This window comes from Nocardioides sp. NPDC006303 (genome assembly GCF_040613175.1).
Taxonomy (GTDB): Bacteria; Actinomycetota; Actinomycetes; order Propionibacteriales; family Nocardioidaceae; genus Nocardioides.
The window spans coordinates 1-15,637 of the sequence record NZ_JBEXRR010000072.1; the positions used below are offsets into that span (position 1 = coordinate 1).

Here is a 15,637-nt window from a genome sequence, read left to right on the forward strand (position 1 = left end):
GGTCGCCCTTGATGTCGGCTGCGAACACCGGGACCCCGGCTGCGGAGAGAGACCTACTCCATGGCCGCGAAGCGGCCGGCGAAGCCGGCGCCCGAAGGGCGTCCTTGACGCCGGTCCAGATCGAGAAGACTCTCCAAAACGGGTCGGCGGCCCACCCCAACCCCGAAAACACAGTCCGCATCAGACAGCCAAGACGAAGAGATCACTCGATCCGAGCCCGACGCCGATCAGTAGTGATGAGCTCGACATTGATCCCAGCAGCCCGCACGAACGCGATGAGCTCGTCGTCGAACATCTCCCCCGGCTGAGGCGGACTGAGCGTGCGAGCCCCAGCGACCCCGAGCTCGACAAGCGTCGACTCCAGATCAGGAACCATGAAGGCCAGATGATGGAGACCGTACGCATGCGGCCCAGGAGTCACCGGAGTGATGAGCTTGATGGGGATCGAGTCGGGCTTCTCCAGGAAGACCCCGGAGACGCCGTGGCGGGTGTTGACGACCGGGTCCGTGACGCGGCGGTAGCCGAAGAGCCGCTCGAAGGCCTCGGCGGTGCGGAGCAGGTCGCGGACCTGGATGCCGATGTGGTCGAGCCGGAGGTCAGGCATCGTCGCCTCGCATCGGGGCACCTTCTGCGACGGCGGTGGCGATGGCCATCCGGGGCCCGGGGACGGTGGCGACGCGGACGGTGGTGACACCGGCCAGCGCCGCGAGATCGGCCGCGGGGCCTTCGAGGGTGACCTGGAGGGATCCGGGAGCATCCTCGAGCACGGTGATCCCGCGCCACGGCAGCGGCCCGGACCATTCGCCGGGACCGAGGGCCTTCCAGACGGCCTCCTTGGCGGCGTACCTCATCGCGAAGGCCGTGGCGGGGGTCGTGGCGGCCATGCACTGGGCGATCTCGGCGTCGGTGAACCAGCGCACCGCGAACCCGGAACCACGCATCGCCAGAAGCCGTGCGAAGCGCCTGATGTCGGCGATGTCGATCCCGACCCCCTGCAGGCTCATCGCACGCTCATCGCCCTGTGTCAGCACCTCAGGCGACCGGACTGTGGGCCGCCACGATCTTGAGCATCTCGGCGGCGACGGCCTCCGAGCCGGCCTCGTTGAGATGACCGCGGTCGAAGGTGAGGTTCTTGTTGAGCACGTAGTACGTGCTGCCGTCCTGGCTGCGCTCCCCGGTGCCGTCGGCCTCGGCGGCGGCGATGTCGACGAGGCGGCCGGAGGCGCCGTACTTCTCTCGGATCATCGCGTTGTAGCGCTCCCGGGCGATGTTGTCGGCCGGCCCCATCTCGTCGTCGCGACCCAGGGCCGCCTTGACCTTGGACTTCCAGTTGCGGTCGGCGGTGAGCGGCACGGTCGTGTAGAGGAAACGTACGTCGGGATGGGCCGCCTCGACCTCGTCCATCGTCGACACATAGGCGTCGAAGACGGCCTGCACATCGGAGGAGGCGGTGATGTCGACGTAGCAGAGCTTCATCAGCGCGACGTCGACGTCCTTCCCGGCAGGGCTGTCCACCAGCTCCGCGAACGCGGCGAACTTGCTGAGCGGATCCTCGTTCACCCCGATGTAGGCATGCCGCATCGTGGCGCCCTCGGCATCAGTCATGCTGGCGCCGGAGATCTCGGGACCAGTCACATCGGCCATGGCCGGCACCGGCACCGAGGCATCCGCGTACACCTTCGAGACCCCGTCGAGGATGTTCATCCCGACGGAGTTGTGCCCGAAGAGCACCTTGGTCTGCCCCGCGACCTGCAGCTCGGACTCGCTGGGCTCCGCGATCGCGACCTGCTCGTTCATCCCTGGACTCCTCAGCAACCATGCCCCGGCCAGCGCGACCGCGACGACCAGCACTCCTGCCCACACTCCGGCCAGCAGCTTCACCGAACCGGACACCTTTCTCTTCGACATCCTCAACCCACCTTGACCCCTTCGAAGCCGGCATCATCCGCATCATCGACGTCGTCGCCCTGCCCCTCGGCCGGCTCCTGGGCCAGCCGCAGACACATCGCGCGTACGTCGCGCTTGATGACCTTTCCGTTCGCGTTCAGCGGCAGCGCGTCGACGAAGCGGACGACCTCGGGCACCATGTGCTTCGAGAGCCGCTCGCGACAGTGCGCGATCACGTCGGCGCCGCGCAGCACCGACCCGCGGCGCCGCACCACCACGAGCTCGACCCGCTCACCGGCGGCATCGTCCGGGAGCCCGACCGCGGCCGCCGCCACCACGTCCGGCAGATAGAGAGCCGCGGACTCGACGTCCTGGCTCGCGATCCGATGGCCCCACGACTTGATGAAGTCCTCGACCCGGTCGACCACGTAGATGTAGCCGTCCTCGTCGACCTTCGCCAGATCTCCCGTACGCAGCATCCCGCCGGGCATCTTGCGGGCCGTCGCCTCAGGGTCGTCGAGATAGCCGGGCGAGATGTTCGCGCCGCTGGCCCAGATCTCGCCGACCTCACCGGGGGCGACGTGCACCCCGTCGCGGTCGAGGACCCGCAGGTCCACGCCCGGGATGCCCCGACCGATCGACCCGGGCCGCCGGGAGAGCTCCTCCGGCGAAAGATAGGAGAGCCGCGCGGTGGCTTCGGTCGCGCCGTACATCACGAAGACCCGCGCCTGCGGCTGGGCACACGCCATCTGCTCCACCAGCGCGGGCGCCAGCCGGCCGCCGGCCTGCTGGATCGTCCGCAGCGTAGGCACCGCCGTGCTGCCGAAGGTGCTGTTGCGCAGCAGCATCCCGAAGGTCGACGGCACGCCGGCGAACCCCGTGCAGCGCGCGGAGGTCATCCGGTCCACCACCGCCTGCGGGAAGACGAACGTGGGCTGGATGACCATCGCGGCACCGGCGCGCAGATGGGTGTGCAGGAGCGAGAGCCCGAAGACGTAGGTGAACGGCAGCACGACCAGCATCCGGTCATCCGACGTGACGCCGAGGTAGCCGAGGATCGAGGTCGTGTTCGCCTGGATGTTGCGGTGGGTGATCCGCACCGCGCGCGGCTCGCCGGTGGTGCCGGAGGTGAACATGTAGAGCGCGTCCTGGTCCGGGTCGACCTCGACCGCGTCGGACATCTCGACCGGCGTCGATCGCTGCTTCGGGACCAGCCGCTCCTTCCGCTCCACCACGACCGGGAGGCTTCGGGGCAGGCTCAGCCTCAGCGCCTCGGCCTGGGCACGGCCCACCAGCAGCGCGTCGGCGCCGACCCAGCGGGCCCGCGCCACGACCTCCTCGGTCGGCAGCGTGACGGCCAGCGGCACCACGATCAGCCCCATCCGGAGCGCGGCGAGATAGGCCGAGGTCCAGAACAACCCGTTGGGCGCCATGATCCCGACCGGCGTGCCCGGAGTCAGACCGAGCACGGAGAGCCGTCCCATGAGCACGGACACGCTGGCTCGCAGCTCTTCGAAGGTGTACTCGCGACCCGCTTCGGCGAGCGCGATCGAATCCTCGGGCGCATGCTCGAGAAGAAAGTCGGCAGTGTTCAACGTGGCCCGTCCCCCGGGATGCTTGGGCCGGGACCGTTCCCGGCTACGGCAACGTCGCATGCCTCACCTCGACCGGCGGTGGGCCGCTCGGCAGGCTGCCTGAAATTGAGTACGCGACCCACCCATCGGTCCCGACTCGACTCCGCTGCGCGTCGACTGGTCTCGTGAACCTCAAGCGCCTCCTCATGTTCGTGCTGCTCGGCGTGCTCGTCGGCGTCGCGATCTTCTGGATGCCGGGGCGCTTCGCCGACTCCTCGTCCGGCAAGGACGGTGGAGGCTCGACCTCGTCGTCCCAATCCGGCTCACCGGGTGCCGACGCGAGCTCGAAGTCGGACTCCGGGTCAGAGTCCGGGTCCGGCCGGAAGTCGGAGTCGGATCCCGAACCCGCGACCGAGGCGCTGCCGGAGGCGGCCTCGACTCCCAGCGAGTCGGGCCTGCCCGGCCTCACCGAGAAGCCCCGTACGAAGACGGCGGCGCTGATCTCGGAGCCGCTGCCCAAGCAGGCCGTCCGTAAGGGCACGCTGGTGGCCGGCTACCCGGCAGCGCTCGAACCCCCATCACGCACCACGGTCGACGTCTCCAGCGTTTCGCCCACCAAGGGCGCGCTCCAGGTCGCGCTGACCGCGAGCTGCCGGAAACCGTGCGACGTACTGCGTCACTTCCGGATCGGCCTCGCGAAGCACGGCTTCAAGGAGGTCACGACGACATCGGTCGAGAACACTCCCGCGATGTCGATGCACCGAGGCGACGAGACCATGAGCGTCACGGTCACCCACACCGGCCGCCGCAACGTCGAGTTCACCCTCTACTCCGTCCTCCACACGAAGACCTGAGCCGGTGTACCTGTCTCTCAGCGACCGTCCCACCTCGAGTGCCGAGCCGCGGCAGACCGGCGGGCGGGTCTCCCGGACCGTCGTCACCCTCGGCATCGTCAGCCTGCTGACCGACATCTCCTCGGAGTCGGTCTCGGCGATCCTGCCGCTCTACCTGACCGCGGTGGTCGGGCTCTCCCCGGTGGCGTACGGGCTCATCGACGGGCTCTACCAGGGCGTCTCCTCGCTGGTACGGATCGCGGCGGGGTGGGCGGCCGACCGCACCGACCGGCCGCAGCCGGTGGCGCTGGCGGGCTACGCGATGAGCGCGGTCGCGCGGCTCGGGCTGATCTTCGCCGGGGGCTTCGGGACGATCTCCGCGGCGATCTCGCTGGACCGGGTCGGCAAGGGCGTACGCACCGCTCCGCGCGACGCGATGATCGCCGCCTCCAGCGACCCGGCGCATCTCGGCCGCAGCTTCGGCGTCCACCGCGCGCTGGACACGATCGGGGCCACGCTCGGGCCGCTGCTGGCGTTCGTGATCCTGTGGCGGATCGCCGACGGCTACGACACCGTCCTGGTCGTCTCGCTCGGCTTCGCCGTGCTCGGGGTGGCGACGATGGCGTGCTTCGTGCCGTTCCGCACCGGCGCCGTCCGCCGGGTGACTCCTCGCCGCACCGAGCCGCGCGTCAAGGCCCCCAAGGTGCGCTGGCGCACCGTGCTGACGCCAGGTCTCGCGCGGGTGACCGGGGTGTCCGCCGTGCTCGCCCTGCTCACCATCGGTGACGGGTTCGTCTATCTGGCGCTGCTGGAGACCGGCGGTTTCGCGGCGCAGTGGTTCCCGGTCCTCTACGTCGGCACCAACCTCGCGTACCTCGCCCTGGCCGTCCCGATGGGCCGGCTCGCGGACCGGGTCGGCCGCGTCAAGGTCCTCGTCCTCGGCCATCTCCCGCTCGCGGCCGCCTACCTGTGCGCCGCGACCGGGTCCGGCGCGCTCTGGACGACGTGCGCCGCGGTGCTCCTCCTCGGCGTCTTCTACGCCGCGACCGACGGCACCCTGGCCGCGGTCGCCGGGCAGCTCGTCCCCGAGACCGTACGCGCCAGCGGCATCGCCACCGCCCAGACCGCAGTCGCGCTGGCGCGGCTCGTCGCGGCGACCGGCTTCGGCCTGCTCTGGTACGCCGTCGGCCCCCGGGTCGCGCTGCTCGCGGTCTGCGTGGTGCTGCTCGCCGCGATCCCGGCCGGCCTCGCGGTGATGCGCAGGTCGGTGCGATGACGACGTTCTGGGTCAAGCAGCGCACGGCGATCTTCGGCGCGATCGTCGTGCTCGTCACGGCCGGCGTGACGGCGTACGCCCTCTCCGCGATCGCGGAGAACGACCGGCGTACGTCCCGGGCGACCGACGCGACGACCACGTCCCTGACGCAGATCGAGAAGGGGCCGAGGATCCTCTTCCGGCACACCGGACGCGACGCCGACTACGGCCACGTCGGTGCCGTCGCGCTGGCCGACCCCGACGGCGCCCGGGCGCTCACCGATCTGAGCTGTGACCGGGTCTACGCGCAGGCGCAGGCGGTCTCCTGCCTGGTGACCGAGCGGGGCGTGGTGAGCCGCTACCGGGCGACCGACCTGGCGACCTCAGCTCCGGGAAAGGCGTGGCGCGAGGTCGACGGGACCGACCTGCCCGGGCTGCCCAGCCGCACCCGGATCTCGCCGGACGGGCAGCTGGTCTCCTCGACGGTCTTCGTCAACGGCGACTCCTACATGGTCAGCGGCTTCTCGACGCGCACCCTGATCCGCCGGATCGGCGGGGCGAGCTATGGAGACCTGGAGAAGTTCAGGCTGGTCGTCGACGGCCGCAAGGTCTCCCCGGTCGACCGCAACATCTGGGGCATCACCTTCGCCGACGACGACCGCACCTTCTACGCCACCGTCGCCACGGGCGGGCGGACCTACCTGGCCCGCGGCGACCTCGCCGAACGCTCGCTGACGACCATCGCCGACCACGTCGAGTGCCCGTCGCTCTCCCCCGACGGCACCCGGATCGCGTTCAAGCAGGCCGACAAGGACAGCACCCGGTGGACGCCCGCGGTCCTCGACCTCGCCACCGGCCGGCGCACCGTGCTCGCGGGTGAGACCCACAGCATCGACGACCAGATCGAGTGGCTCGACGACGACACTGTCCTCTACGGCCTCGAGCGCGAGGGCGAGCCGGTCAGCGACGTCTGGGCGCTCGACACCACGGCTTCCGCGACCCCTCGCGTGCTCGTCTCGGAGGCCGCCTCACCCGCGGTTCTACGCTGAATCGGGTACTCCATCGCGGGTCTGCCCACTCGCCTGCCGAGTCCCGGTTTGCTGTGGGGATGACCGTTGAGGAGACTCACGCCGCTCGCGGAATCGAGCCCAGGATCGAGCCCAGCGCCGACGTCGACGAGCGTGCCACGATCGGCGACGGGACCCTCGTCTGGCACTTGGCCCAGGTCCGCGAGCACGCCCGGGTCGGCAGCGAGTGCATCATCGGCCGCGGGGCGTACGTCGGCCCCGGGGTCGTGGTCGGAGACCGCTGCAAGATCCAGAACCATGCGCTGGTCTACGAGCCGGCGGTGCTCGAGGACGGCGCCTTCGTCGGGCCGGCGGTGGTGTTCACCAACGACTACCTCCCCCGCGCCGTCAACCCGGACGGCACCCTCAAGGACGGCGCGGACTGGGAGGCCGTCGGCGTGACCGTACGCACCGGTGCCAGCATCGGCGCCCGGGCCGTCTGCATCGCGCCGGTCACCATCGGCGCCTGGGCGATGGTCGCGGCGGGGGCCGTGGTCACCCGCGACGTACCCGACCACGCGCTGGTCGTCGGAGTCCCGGCGCAGCGGATGGGCTGGGTCGGGCACGCGGGCGCGCCGCTGGTCGCCCAGGGAGATGCCTGGCGCTGCCCGAAGACCGGCACGCTCTACGTCCTGCGCGGCACGAGCGAGGACGACGGGCTGGTCGCGGTCTGACGCGCGTCGATCGCCCGAGGGTCAGGCGGCCCGCCACTCGGCCTTGTGGGCGATGCTGACCGCCGCGATCTGCGAGGAGACGCCGAGCTTGGCGAGGATCGACTTCACCTGGGTGCGCACCGTCGCCTCGGACACCACGCGGAGCTTGGCGATGTCGCCGACGGTGAAGCCGTCCATCAGGTGCTCGAGCACCTGCGACTCCCGCGGGGAGAGCTGGGCGAGCCGGCGACGGGTCTCGATGACGCTCTGCTCCTGCCCCACCCAGGCCCGGATCAGGCGCTCACGGTCGTCGATGTCGAGGACGCTGAGACCGTAGTTGAGCCTGCGTACGGTGCCCAGGATCTCGCCCAGCGGAACCGTCTTGGACAGGACCGTGCGAGCCCCGACGTGCAAGGCATGCCCCCAGCGGGTCTCATCGGTCGAGCCCGTCACCACGACAACGTCGGCACCCGCCCGGGCGAGCGGGGCGATGAGACGTACGCCCGAGCCGTGCTGGCCCAGGTCGAGGTCGAGCAGGACGATCCGCGGCTGGGAGCGCATGATCAGCGAGGTGAGCTTGGCCTCCGAGGGCGGCTCCTCGGGCAGGTCGACGCGGTGGGCGTCGTAGCCCTCGAAGGTGAGGGCCAGCTCGAGCGACTCGGCGAACAGGGTGTGGTCCTCGACGATGACCACCTTCACCCTTTTACGCGGCGACACCACGGCGACCTCCCCGGGTCGGGGTGTCGTGCTGGTCGGCCCCGTCGTCTGCCCCGTCGCCTGCCCCGCCATCGGCACAGCCGAGCATCGGGATGCCGAGAACGAAGGTGGTGCGCTCGCTCGCCTCGACCAGCTCGAGGTAGCCGCCCTGGCGTTCCATCAGGTCTCGCGCGGCGTGCAAGCCGATGCCCTGGCCCGTCGAGCCCGGTCGGCTGACGCCCCAGGCGAAGATCCGCCGGCGCAGCTCGGGCGGGACCCCCGGCCCGTCGTCGGTCACGGCGATCTCGACCGAGGTGCTCGCCGGCTCATCGGCACGTACCTCGATCCGGACCGATCCGCTCCCGTGGGCGGCGGCGTTGTCGAGGAGTACGTTGAGCGCCTCGGTCAGCTGGTCGGAGTCGCCCAGCGCGAGCATCCGGCTCGGGCGCCACATCACGTCGGTGCCCTTGGCCTCATGAGCGAGCACCATGGTGGCCACCACGGAGTCGAGGTCGATCACCTCGGCGCGCCCCATCTCATCGGCCGTCATCTCATCGGCCCGCGGCTCCGGGATCTCCGGCCTCGCGGCGTCCTGCTGCCGACGGACCATCCGCTCGAGTCGCTCCAGCTCGCTCTGCACCATCGCCGTCATCGCGGCCCGCCGGTCATCACCGATCGCACGCTGCGAGCTGAGCAGCGTGGTCGCCGCCCGGATCCCGGCCAGCGCGGAGGCAGCCTCGTGCAGCCGGGCACGTTCGTCCCGACCGACTCTTGACATTGACACAGCTCTCCCCTGGTCATCCTCGTCGTGCCACGCCCTCCCAAGACGCAGCCAGGCGGCATGAAACACGCGTGGACCCGAAGGTCCGACATGAACAGCGCCGTACGGCAAAGGGACTTTACTCACTCAATCCGGGGGACGTATCGCCTACCTATTTTTGGTTACCGGCCGTTACCGACTGGTGCCTCAAATTGAGGAATGGCGAGCATCTGGACCCCATATGGAGGGAGTCCCGGGTCCCATACTCGGGTGGCCATCCTCGATCATCCGCCCGTGCCGCCGCAGCCGGAGCCTGCGGACGAACCCCCCGCGCGCGGATGGCGTCGGGCCCGCAAGCCACTGATCGGGCTGCTGGTGTGTCTCCTCCTGCTCTGCGCCGCCGCCCTGACCGGGGTCCTGTGGCTCCAGGCGAAGGTCGAGGGAAACATCCAGCGACTGCCCGACACGTTCACCGGGCTCACCGACCGGCCCGCCAAGCCCACCTCCGGGTCGGCCGCCGACGCGACGAACATCCTGGTCCTCGGCACCGACACCCGCTCAGACATGCCCACCACCGGAGCCGAGGCGCCCGGCTGGGAGCCGGGCCAGGCACGCTCCGACACGATGCTGCTCGTCCACATCGATGGCGACCGCGACTCCGCCTCGGTGATCTCGATCCCGCGCGACTCCTGGGTCGACATCCCCGGCCACGGCAAGGGCAAGGTCAACTGGGCCTACTCCTTCGGTGGCCCCAACCTCACGGTCGAGACCGTCGAGAAGATGACCGACGTACGCATCGACCACCTCACCGTCATCGACTGGGACGGCTTCAAGGCCCTCACCGATGCGATCGGCGGCGTCGACATCGACATCCCGAAGACCGTCTACGACTCCGCCCGTGACGTCCGCTGGGAAGCCGGCCGCCACCACCTCAACGGCGAGGAGGCTCTCCTCTACGTACGCCAGCGCTACGGCCTCCAGGACGGCGACCTCGACCGCGTAGCCCGCCAGCAGGCCTTCCTGCGCACCCTCCTCAAGCAGACCCTCGAGCAGGAGCTGCGCAAGAACCCCGACCAGGTCCTCGACCTGCTCTCCCTCTTCTCGAAGCACGCCTCCGTCGACGACGACTGGTCCACCACCCAGATGGCCAAGCTCGCCGCCTCCCTCCGCAACCTCCGCACCGACGACATCAGCTACCTCACCGTCCCCACCGACGGCACCGGCATGGTCGGCGACCAGTCAGTCGTACGCCTGGACCCCTCCCGCGACCGCGACCTATGGCGCGCCGTCCGTGAGGATCGGATGGGCGATTGGGCTGAGGACAACCAGGATCTGCTGACACCCGACGTCGTCCGCTGACCGGAGATCGTCGATCACCGGTTGCTCACGGGGTGGCCCACTCGGACGCCCGCTCGTGGTCGTGGGCAGGGACCACCTTCACCGAGGCCGGTAGGGCATGGAGACGGTGCAGCGTGCGCCAGGTCTGCTCACGATCCACGTCCACCAGGCAGCCGGGGAAGCCGGAGCGCTGGCGCAGGTGCTCGATCTGCAGCCCGTGCCACGCGGCGTCTCCGACGAGCAGGACAGGCCCGCCCACGGTGGCGAGCAGGACGCCGACGCTCCCGGGCGTGTGCCCGGCCAGGTCCACCAGCACGATGCTGCCGTCGCCGAAGAGATCGTGGCTCCGCTCGAAGGTGAGGACCGGCGGCCCGTCGAGGGAGAACTCCAGGAGGTCCCGATCCGCGAGCCCACGACGTACGCCGCCCGCCGGTGCGTGGTCCCCGGCAGCGGCCCAGGTCAGCTCCTCGTCATGGAGGACCGCCGGCAGATCCGGGAGGTCGAGCAGCCCCGAGACATGGTCCCAGTGGGCATGAGTGCTCAGGGCGAGGTCGGGTCTGACTCCCGCCGTCGCGAGGGCCTCGATCGTCGGGATCGTCGTCGCCGGCGGCCGTACGGTCCGCCGCAGCAGCGGCTGGAGCTCGGACACCGCTCGGGCGTCAGCGTCTCGTGGCACCGCCGGGTCGATGAGGATCGTCGCCTCGGGATGATGGACCACGAAGGACTGGAGGCTCAGCCGCCCCGCGCCCGGCATCCCCTCGTACAAGAGCCGGCTCGGAACCGGCCGCGGTCGTTGCCGCAGCGTCTGCAGCCGGACGGTTCTCGTCGCCGGTGGCAGCGGACCCTGCGCGCGCTCCGACAACGAGTCCAGCAGGCGCCGGTCCGCTCGTCTCGGCGCCACGAACGAGCGAGCTCCCGCCACAGCCGTCTCCACCAGTTGCCGGGAGGTGTAGGCGGCGGGCAGCGGATCGAGTCCTGCGAACGGGTTGGGTCGGTTGCGTAGTTCCATGTCCCGAACGCTAGAACTTCAGGTCGGCCTGAAGGCAAGATGCTTTCATGCGGATCTCATTGGCCGCCGACCTCGTCGGCGTACCCGCCCACGTCCTGCGGCACTGGGAGGACGAAGGGGTGCTCGCGCCGAGCCGGCAGAACGGAAATCAGCGAGACTTCACCGATCAGCACGTGAACGAGGCTCGGATCATCCATCGCCTTCGCCAAGCCGGCATCGGCCTCGCAGAGATCAGAGAGCTCCGAGCCGCCCCTGCCGGCCACCGCTCGGCTCGGCTGACAGCCTCAGCCGAGCGGATGGCCGCGGAGGCGAACCGACTCGATGCGGCAGCCACCTTCCTGCGCCACACCGCGGAGTGTGTGCATCCGGTCGTCGACGAGTGCCGGCAGTGCCGCGACTACGCGATCGCCGAGGAGGCAACCTCCCCGAGACCGACCCGCTCCGGACGCGGCAACCCGTAGTGATCCCGGAGAGTGACCCCGGTGTACTCAGTCCGGAAAAGCCCCCGCTCCTGCAAGATCGGCACGACAGAAGAAGCGAACGCCTCGATCCCCGACGGGAGCACAGCAGGCATGATGTTGAACCCGTCAGCGGCACCGTTCTCGAAGTAGTGCTGGATCGTGTCGGCAACCTGGACAGGGGTGCCGGTGAAGGTGCGATGACCGCGCCCACCACCCAGCTTCCCGATCAGCTCGCGGACCGTGAGCCGATCACGACGAGCCCAGTCGACGACGAGCGTGTAGCGACTCTTGGCACCCTCGATGGAGTCCTCTGAAGGCAGATCGTCAGGCAGCTCGGCATCCAGGTCGAGCCGCGAAGGATCGACCCGGAGCAGCTGAGCGAGCTGGGCGAGGGCGTACTCCGGAGCGATCAGCCGATCGAGCTCGGCCTCGAGCTCACGCGCCTCGGCTTCGGTCTCGCCGAGGACCGGGACGATCCCGGGGAGGACCAGCACGTGGTCGGGGTTGCGGCCGGCCGCCACGACCCGGCGCTTGATGTCGGCGTAGAACGCCTGGCTCTCGGCCAGCGTCGGCTGGGCGGTGAAGATCGCCTCGGCCCAGCGGGCCGCGAACTCCTTGCCGTCGTCGGAGGAGCCGGCCTGGACGAGCAGCGGGTGGCCCTGCGGCGACCGCGCCAGGTTGAGCGGGCCCTCCACCGAGAAGTGAGGCCCGACGTGAGAGATCGGCCGAATCCGGTCATCGAGCGCATGCACCCCCGCGTCCTTGTCCGCCACGATCGCGTCGTCGGCCCAGCTGTCCCAGAGCTTGGTCGCCACCTCCAGGAACTCCGAGGCCCGCTCGTAACGGGTCTTGTGCAGCGGCTGCCCCTCCAGACCGAAGTTGCGCGCCGCGGCGTCCCCGGCGGTCGTGACGATGTTCCACCCGGCCCGACCGCCGGAGATGTGGTCCACCGAGGAGAGCCGCCGGGCGAGGTTGAACGGATCGTTGTACGACGTCGAGGCGGTGGCGATCAGGCCGATGTGCTGCGTGGAGACCGCCAGCGCGGACAGCAGCACGGTGGGCTCGATCCGCCCCGACGGCCGGCGGCCCGGCTCGCCGAACAGAGCCGGGGAGTCGGCCAGGAACAGCGAGTCGAACTTGGCCTCCTCCGCCACCCGCGCCAGATGCTGATGCGCCGAGAGCGACAGGTTGGCGTGTGGGTCCGAGGCCGGTAGCCGCCACGACGCCTCGTGGTGACCGGTGTCGAGCAGGAACAGGTTGAAGTGGAGCTGTCGGGCGCCCATCAGGCCACCTCCTCCTCGACCACGCCGAGCTCGGCCAGCAGCTGGGCCCGCAGCGCCGCGAACCGCGGGTCGCCGGGGCTCCGCTTCGCGCCCAGGTCGATCCGGAGGTCGGAGCCGACGACGCCGTCGACCAGCACGATCACCCGGTCGGCGAGCGCGATCGCCTCGTCGACGTCGTGGGTGACGAGCAGGATGGCGGGGTTGTGGTCGGCGTACAGCTTCTTGAGCAGCTTGTGCATCTTGATCCGGGTCAGCGCGTCCAGGGCGCCGAACGGCTCGTCGGCGAGCAGCAGCTGCGGGTCACGGACCAACGACCGCGCCAGCGCCGCGCGCTGCTGCTCGCCACCGGAGAGCTCGTGCGGCCAGGCCTTGTCGCGGCCCTCGAGCCCGACCTCGGTGAGCGCCTCGAGGCCACGGGCACGGGCGTCGGGACCCGACAGACCAAGGACCACGTTGTCCAGCACCCGCCGCCACGGCAGCAGCCTGGAGTCCTGGAAGACGACCGAGACCCGCTCGGGCACCTCCACGACACCCGAGCCCGAGACGGCGCGGTCGAGACCGGCCAGCGCCCGCAGCAGCGTGGACTTTCCGGAGCCGGAGCGCCCGATCAGCGCCACGAACTCGCCGCGGGCGATGGTGAGATCGAGCCCGTTGAGCACCCCGCCGGCCTCGGAGAAGCTGCGGCGCAGCCCCTCGACGCGTACGGCGGGTCCTTCGGGTGCTGTCAGTGACTCTCCAGCGTGCGTCGCCATGCCAGTGCCTTCCTCTCGGTGAAGCGGACGATGCCGTCGGCGACCAGGCCCAGCAGGGCGTAGACGACCAGGCCGACGACGATGATCTCGGTCTGGCCGTAGCTGGACGCGAGGGTGATCATGTGGCCGATGCCGCTGGTCGCGTTGACCTGCTCGACGACCACGAGCGACAGCAGTGCGTTGAGCACCGCGAACCGCAGCCCGAGCAGGAAGCCCGGGGTCGCGCCCGGCAGCACGACATGCCGGACGAACGCTCCACGGCGCAGGCTGACGGTCTCGGCGAGCTCCGCGTAGCGGCTGTCGATGCCACGGAGCCCGTTGTGGGTGTGGATGTAGATCGGGATGAGTACGCCGAGGGCGATCGTGATCACCTTCATCGGCTCCCCGATCCCCAGCCACAGGATCAGCAGCGGCATCAGCGCCAGGCTCGGGATGGCCCGCTTGACCTGCACCGGACCGTCGATCAGCGCCTCACCGACCCGGCTGAGTCCGGAGACGAGCGCGAGCGCCAGCCCGACGCCGACCCCGATCACCAGTCCGAGCGCGGCCCGGTAGGCCGAGGTCGCGAGCGCCTCGGGAAGCCGTCCGTCGGCGATCAGCCGCTGAGCGGTCTCGACCACCACCCACGGCTCTGACAACGTACGCGGATCGAGCACGCCCGTCGCCGAAGCGAGGCACCACAGACCCAGGAGCAGGATCGGTCCGATCCACAGCGTGCCGGGGACCCGCGGCCCCGGGCCGAGGCGGCGGCGTACGACCCGCTTGTCGGTGGTCTTCTCGGAGACGACGCCGACGATCGGCGCCTCGACTGCGGTGGTGGCCATCACTGACCGCCCTTCACGGCCTCGGCGATGACCTTCTCGTAGCGGCGGTCGTAGAGCTCGGTGACGTCCAGCTCCGGATGGTCCTGCTCCTTGGAGAGGATGTCCGCGGTCTCCTGGTGACGCTTGATGAACTCGTCCCAGTTCTCCGGGATGACCGTCTGCCCTGATGACTCGAACACCTTCTTGCCGTCCTCGAAGGTCAGACCCTCGTGGTCGACGTAGTAGGCCTGGATCCACTCGTCCGGATGCTCGTCGACCCACTTCTCCGACTTGACCCACAGCGCGAGGAAGTCCTTGAACGCGGCCGCCTTGGCGGCATCCTCGAAGGTCTCCTCCGGCCCGTAGATGAGGGTCGCGTCGTCGCGGATGCCGGTCCGGATCGAGGTGGCGCCGTCACGGCCGTACTTGGCCAGATAGGAGGTCAGCTGCGGCCCGCCCAGCGGGGCGACGTCGACCTGGTTGGAGGCCAGCGCGTTGGAGAAGGTGTCGTCGACGCTCTGGATCTCGACCAGCTCGACGTCCTCCTGGCTGAGCCCGGCAGCCTCGAGCGTCTTGAGGACCAGCGCACCCTGGGCCTGGCCGGGCGAGTAGGCGATCTTCTTGCCCTTGAGGTCCTCGAGCGTCTTGACCTTCGACTTCGGTGCGATGCCGAGCTCGTAGATCGGGTTGTCGAGCGGGTCCGGGTTCTCGGTGACCGCGACGATCTTGACCGGGGTGTCGGTCCAGGTCGCGAAGAGCGGCGGGATGTCGGCGACGTAGCTCGCGTCCAGCGCGTCGGCACGGAACGCCTCGATGCTCTTCGGACCACCGGAGATGTTGGCCCACTCGATCTCGTAGCCCTCGACCTCGTCGATCAGGCCGGACGCCTTCAGCGCCACCTCGATCGGCGGGAGCCCGAGGCGCAGGACGGTCCCCTCGGGGACCTCGTCGGGGAGCGCCGCGTCGGCGGCGAGCTTGGAGGCACTGGATGCATCGGCGCCGCCGCACGCCGTCAGCCCCAGGAGCAGGGTCGAGAGAACGGCGGCGATGGCGGTCAGGCGCGGTGGGGTGGGGCGGATCATGGCTCTCCTCTGGTTGGTCCGTCCAAACCAGAGTAAGTCACTAGAGTTTAGTCATAAATGCCTGCTCGGATCCTGAGACCGCCGAGAAGTCAGGTACGCAGGCCGAGACGTCACTTGCGTCGGCCGAGATCTACCGCTTCTCGCGCCTGACCACCGTCCGCAGGGTCGTCTGGCCCACCGCGCT

17 protein-coding genes are annotated in these 15,637 nt (G+C 70.0%); 6 read left to right on the top strand and 11 right to left on the bottom strand.

Features of this window, described 5'->3' with window-relative positions; genetic code table 11:
- Positions 1-202: 202 nt before the first annotated feature.
- Genes ABZY89_RS28995 through ABZY89_RS29010 form a run of 4 tightly spaced genes read right to left on the bottom strand, consistent with a single transcriptional unit; the run spans position 203 to position 3,482 of the window.
- Positions 203-604 carry a VOC family protein gene (locus ABZY89_RS28995; protein WP_355232640.1) on the bottom strand — a complete coding sequence of 134 codons (402 nt, stop codon included), beginning with the start codon at positions 602-604 and terminating at the stop codon, positions 203-205.
- Entirely contained in the window at positions 597-1,004 is a 408-nt protein-coding gene (locus ABZY89_RS29000; protein WP_355232641.1) for a 4'-phosphopantetheinyl transferase superfamily protein, read from the bottom strand. The genes ABZY89_RS28995 and ABZY89_RS29000 overlap by 8 nt, the downstream gene beginning before the upstream one ends.
- Positions 1,005-1,032: 28 nt before the next feature.
- Positions 1,033-1,908, bottom strand: coding sequence for an SGNH/GDSL hydrolase family protein (locus ABZY89_RS29005; protein ID WP_355232642.1), 876 nt, complete (start codon positions 1,906-1,908; stop codon positions 1,033-1,035).
- 2 nt (positions 1,909-1,910) lie between these two features.
- Complete coding sequence (locus ABZY89_RS29010; protein WP_355232643.1) at positions 1,911-3,482, bottom strand: AMP-binding protein; 1,572 nt, start codon at positions 3,480-3,482, stop codon at positions 1,911-1,913.
- A gap of 164 nt (positions 3,483-3,646) precedes the next feature.
- On the opposite strand from ABZY89_RS29010, the gene ABZY89_RS29015 reads away from it, so the two are divergent.
- Genes ABZY89_RS29015 through ABZY89_RS29030 form a run of 4 tightly spaced genes read left to right on the top strand, consistent with a single transcriptional unit; the run spans position 3,647 to position 7,290 of the window.
- On the top strand, positions 3,647-4,315 hold the full coding sequence (locus tag ABZY89_RS29015) for a hypothetical protein (RefSeq protein ID WP_355232644.1): 669 nt from the start codon (positions 3,647-3,649) through the stop codon (positions 4,313-4,315).
- A gap of 4 nt (positions 4,316-4,319) precedes the next feature.
- On the top strand, positions 4,320-5,570 hold the full coding sequence (locus tag ABZY89_RS29020; RefSeq protein WP_355232645.1) for an MFS transporter: 1,251 nt from the start codon (positions 4,320-4,322) through the stop codon (positions 5,568-5,570).
- Positions 5,567-6,598 carry a hypothetical protein gene (locus tag ABZY89_RS29025; protein ID WP_355232646.1) on the top strand — a complete coding sequence of 344 codons (1,032 nt, stop codon included), beginning with the start codon at positions 5,567-5,569 and terminating at the stop codon, positions 6,596-6,598. The genes ABZY89_RS29020 and ABZY89_RS29025 overlap by 4 nt, the downstream gene beginning before the upstream one ends.
- Positions 6,599-6,657: 59 nt before the next feature.
- Complete coding sequence (locus ABZY89_RS29030; protein WP_355232647.1) at positions 6,658-7,290, top strand: DapH/DapD/GlmU-related protein; 633 nt, start codon at positions 6,658-6,660, stop codon at positions 7,288-7,290.
- A gap of 21 nt (positions 7,291-7,311) precedes the next feature.
- On the opposite strand, the gene ABZY89_RS29035 is transcribed toward ABZY89_RS29030, so the two are convergent.
- Together ABZY89_RS29035 and ABZY89_RS29040 are read right to left on the bottom strand one after the other, a co-directional pair.
- Complete coding sequence (locus ABZY89_RS29035) at positions 7,312-7,968, bottom strand: response regulator transcription factor (protein WP_355232648.1); 657 nt, start codon at positions 7,966-7,968, stop codon at positions 7,312-7,314.
- 4 nt (positions 7,969-7,972) lie between these two features.
- Positions 7,973-8,743, bottom strand: a complete 771-nt coding sequence (locus tag ABZY89_RS29040; protein WP_355232649.1) for an ATP-binding protein — start codon at positions 8,741-8,743, stop codon at positions 7,973-7,975.
- A gap of 252 nt (positions 8,744-8,995) precedes the next feature.
- On the opposite strand from ABZY89_RS29040, the gene ABZY89_RS29045 reads away from it, so the two are divergent.
- Positions 8,996-10,084, top strand: a complete 1,089-nt coding sequence (locus tag ABZY89_RS29045; protein ID WP_355232650.1) for an LCP family protein — start codon at positions 8,996-8,998, stop codon at positions 10,082-10,084.
- Positions 10,085-10,109: 25 nt separating this feature from the next.
- Here the strand turns inward: ABZY89_RS29045 and ABZY89_RS29050 are convergent, their stop codons facing one another.
- Entirely contained in the window at positions 10,110-11,072 is a 963-nt protein-coding gene (locus ABZY89_RS29050) for an MBL fold metallo-hydrolase (RefSeq protein ID WP_355232651.1), read from the bottom strand.
- Positions 11,073-11,119: 47 nt separating this feature from the next.
- Between ABZY89_RS29050 and ABZY89_RS29055 the strand changes: the two genes are divergently transcribed.
- The gene (locus ABZY89_RS29055) at positions 11,120-11,533 is read left to right on the top strand and encodes a helix-turn-helix domain-containing protein (protein WP_355232652.1); all 414 of its coding nucleotides are present in this window, start codon (positions 11,120-11,122) and stop codon (positions 11,531-11,533) included.
- Here ABZY89_RS29055 and ABZY89_RS29060 read toward each other — a convergent pair.
- From ABZY89_RS29060 to ABZY89_RS29075, 4 genes are read right to left on the bottom strand one after another with little or no spacing between them, the layout of a single operon-like run.
- A complete protein-coding gene (locus ABZY89_RS29060) occupies positions 11,470-12,816 on the bottom strand; it encodes an LLM class flavin-dependent oxidoreductase (protein ID WP_355232653.1) in 1,347 nt (448 codons plus the stop codon). The genes ABZY89_RS29055 and ABZY89_RS29060 overlap by 64 nt on opposite strands.
- A complete protein-coding gene (locus ABZY89_RS29065) occupies positions 12,816-13,568 on the bottom strand; it encodes an ABC transporter ATP-binding protein (protein ID WP_355232654.1) in 753 nt (250 codons plus the stop codon). The genes ABZY89_RS29060 and ABZY89_RS29065 overlap by 1 nt, the downstream gene beginning before the upstream one ends.
- Positions 13,541-14,392 (bottom strand): ABC transporter permease, encoded by an 852-nt coding sequence (locus ABZY89_RS29070; protein WP_355232655.1) that lies wholly within the window; start codon positions 14,390-14,392, stop codon positions 13,541-13,543. Before ABZY89_RS29070 ends, ABZY89_RS29065 begins: the two co-directional genes overlap by 28 nt.
- Positions 14,392-15,453, bottom strand: coding sequence for an ABC transporter substrate-binding protein (locus ABZY89_RS29075; protein ID WP_355232656.1), 1,062 nt, complete (start codon positions 15,451-15,453; stop codon positions 14,392-14,394). The genes ABZY89_RS29070 and ABZY89_RS29075 overlap by 1 nt, the downstream gene beginning before the upstream one ends.
- Positions 15,454-15,637 lie beyond the last annotated feature (184 nt).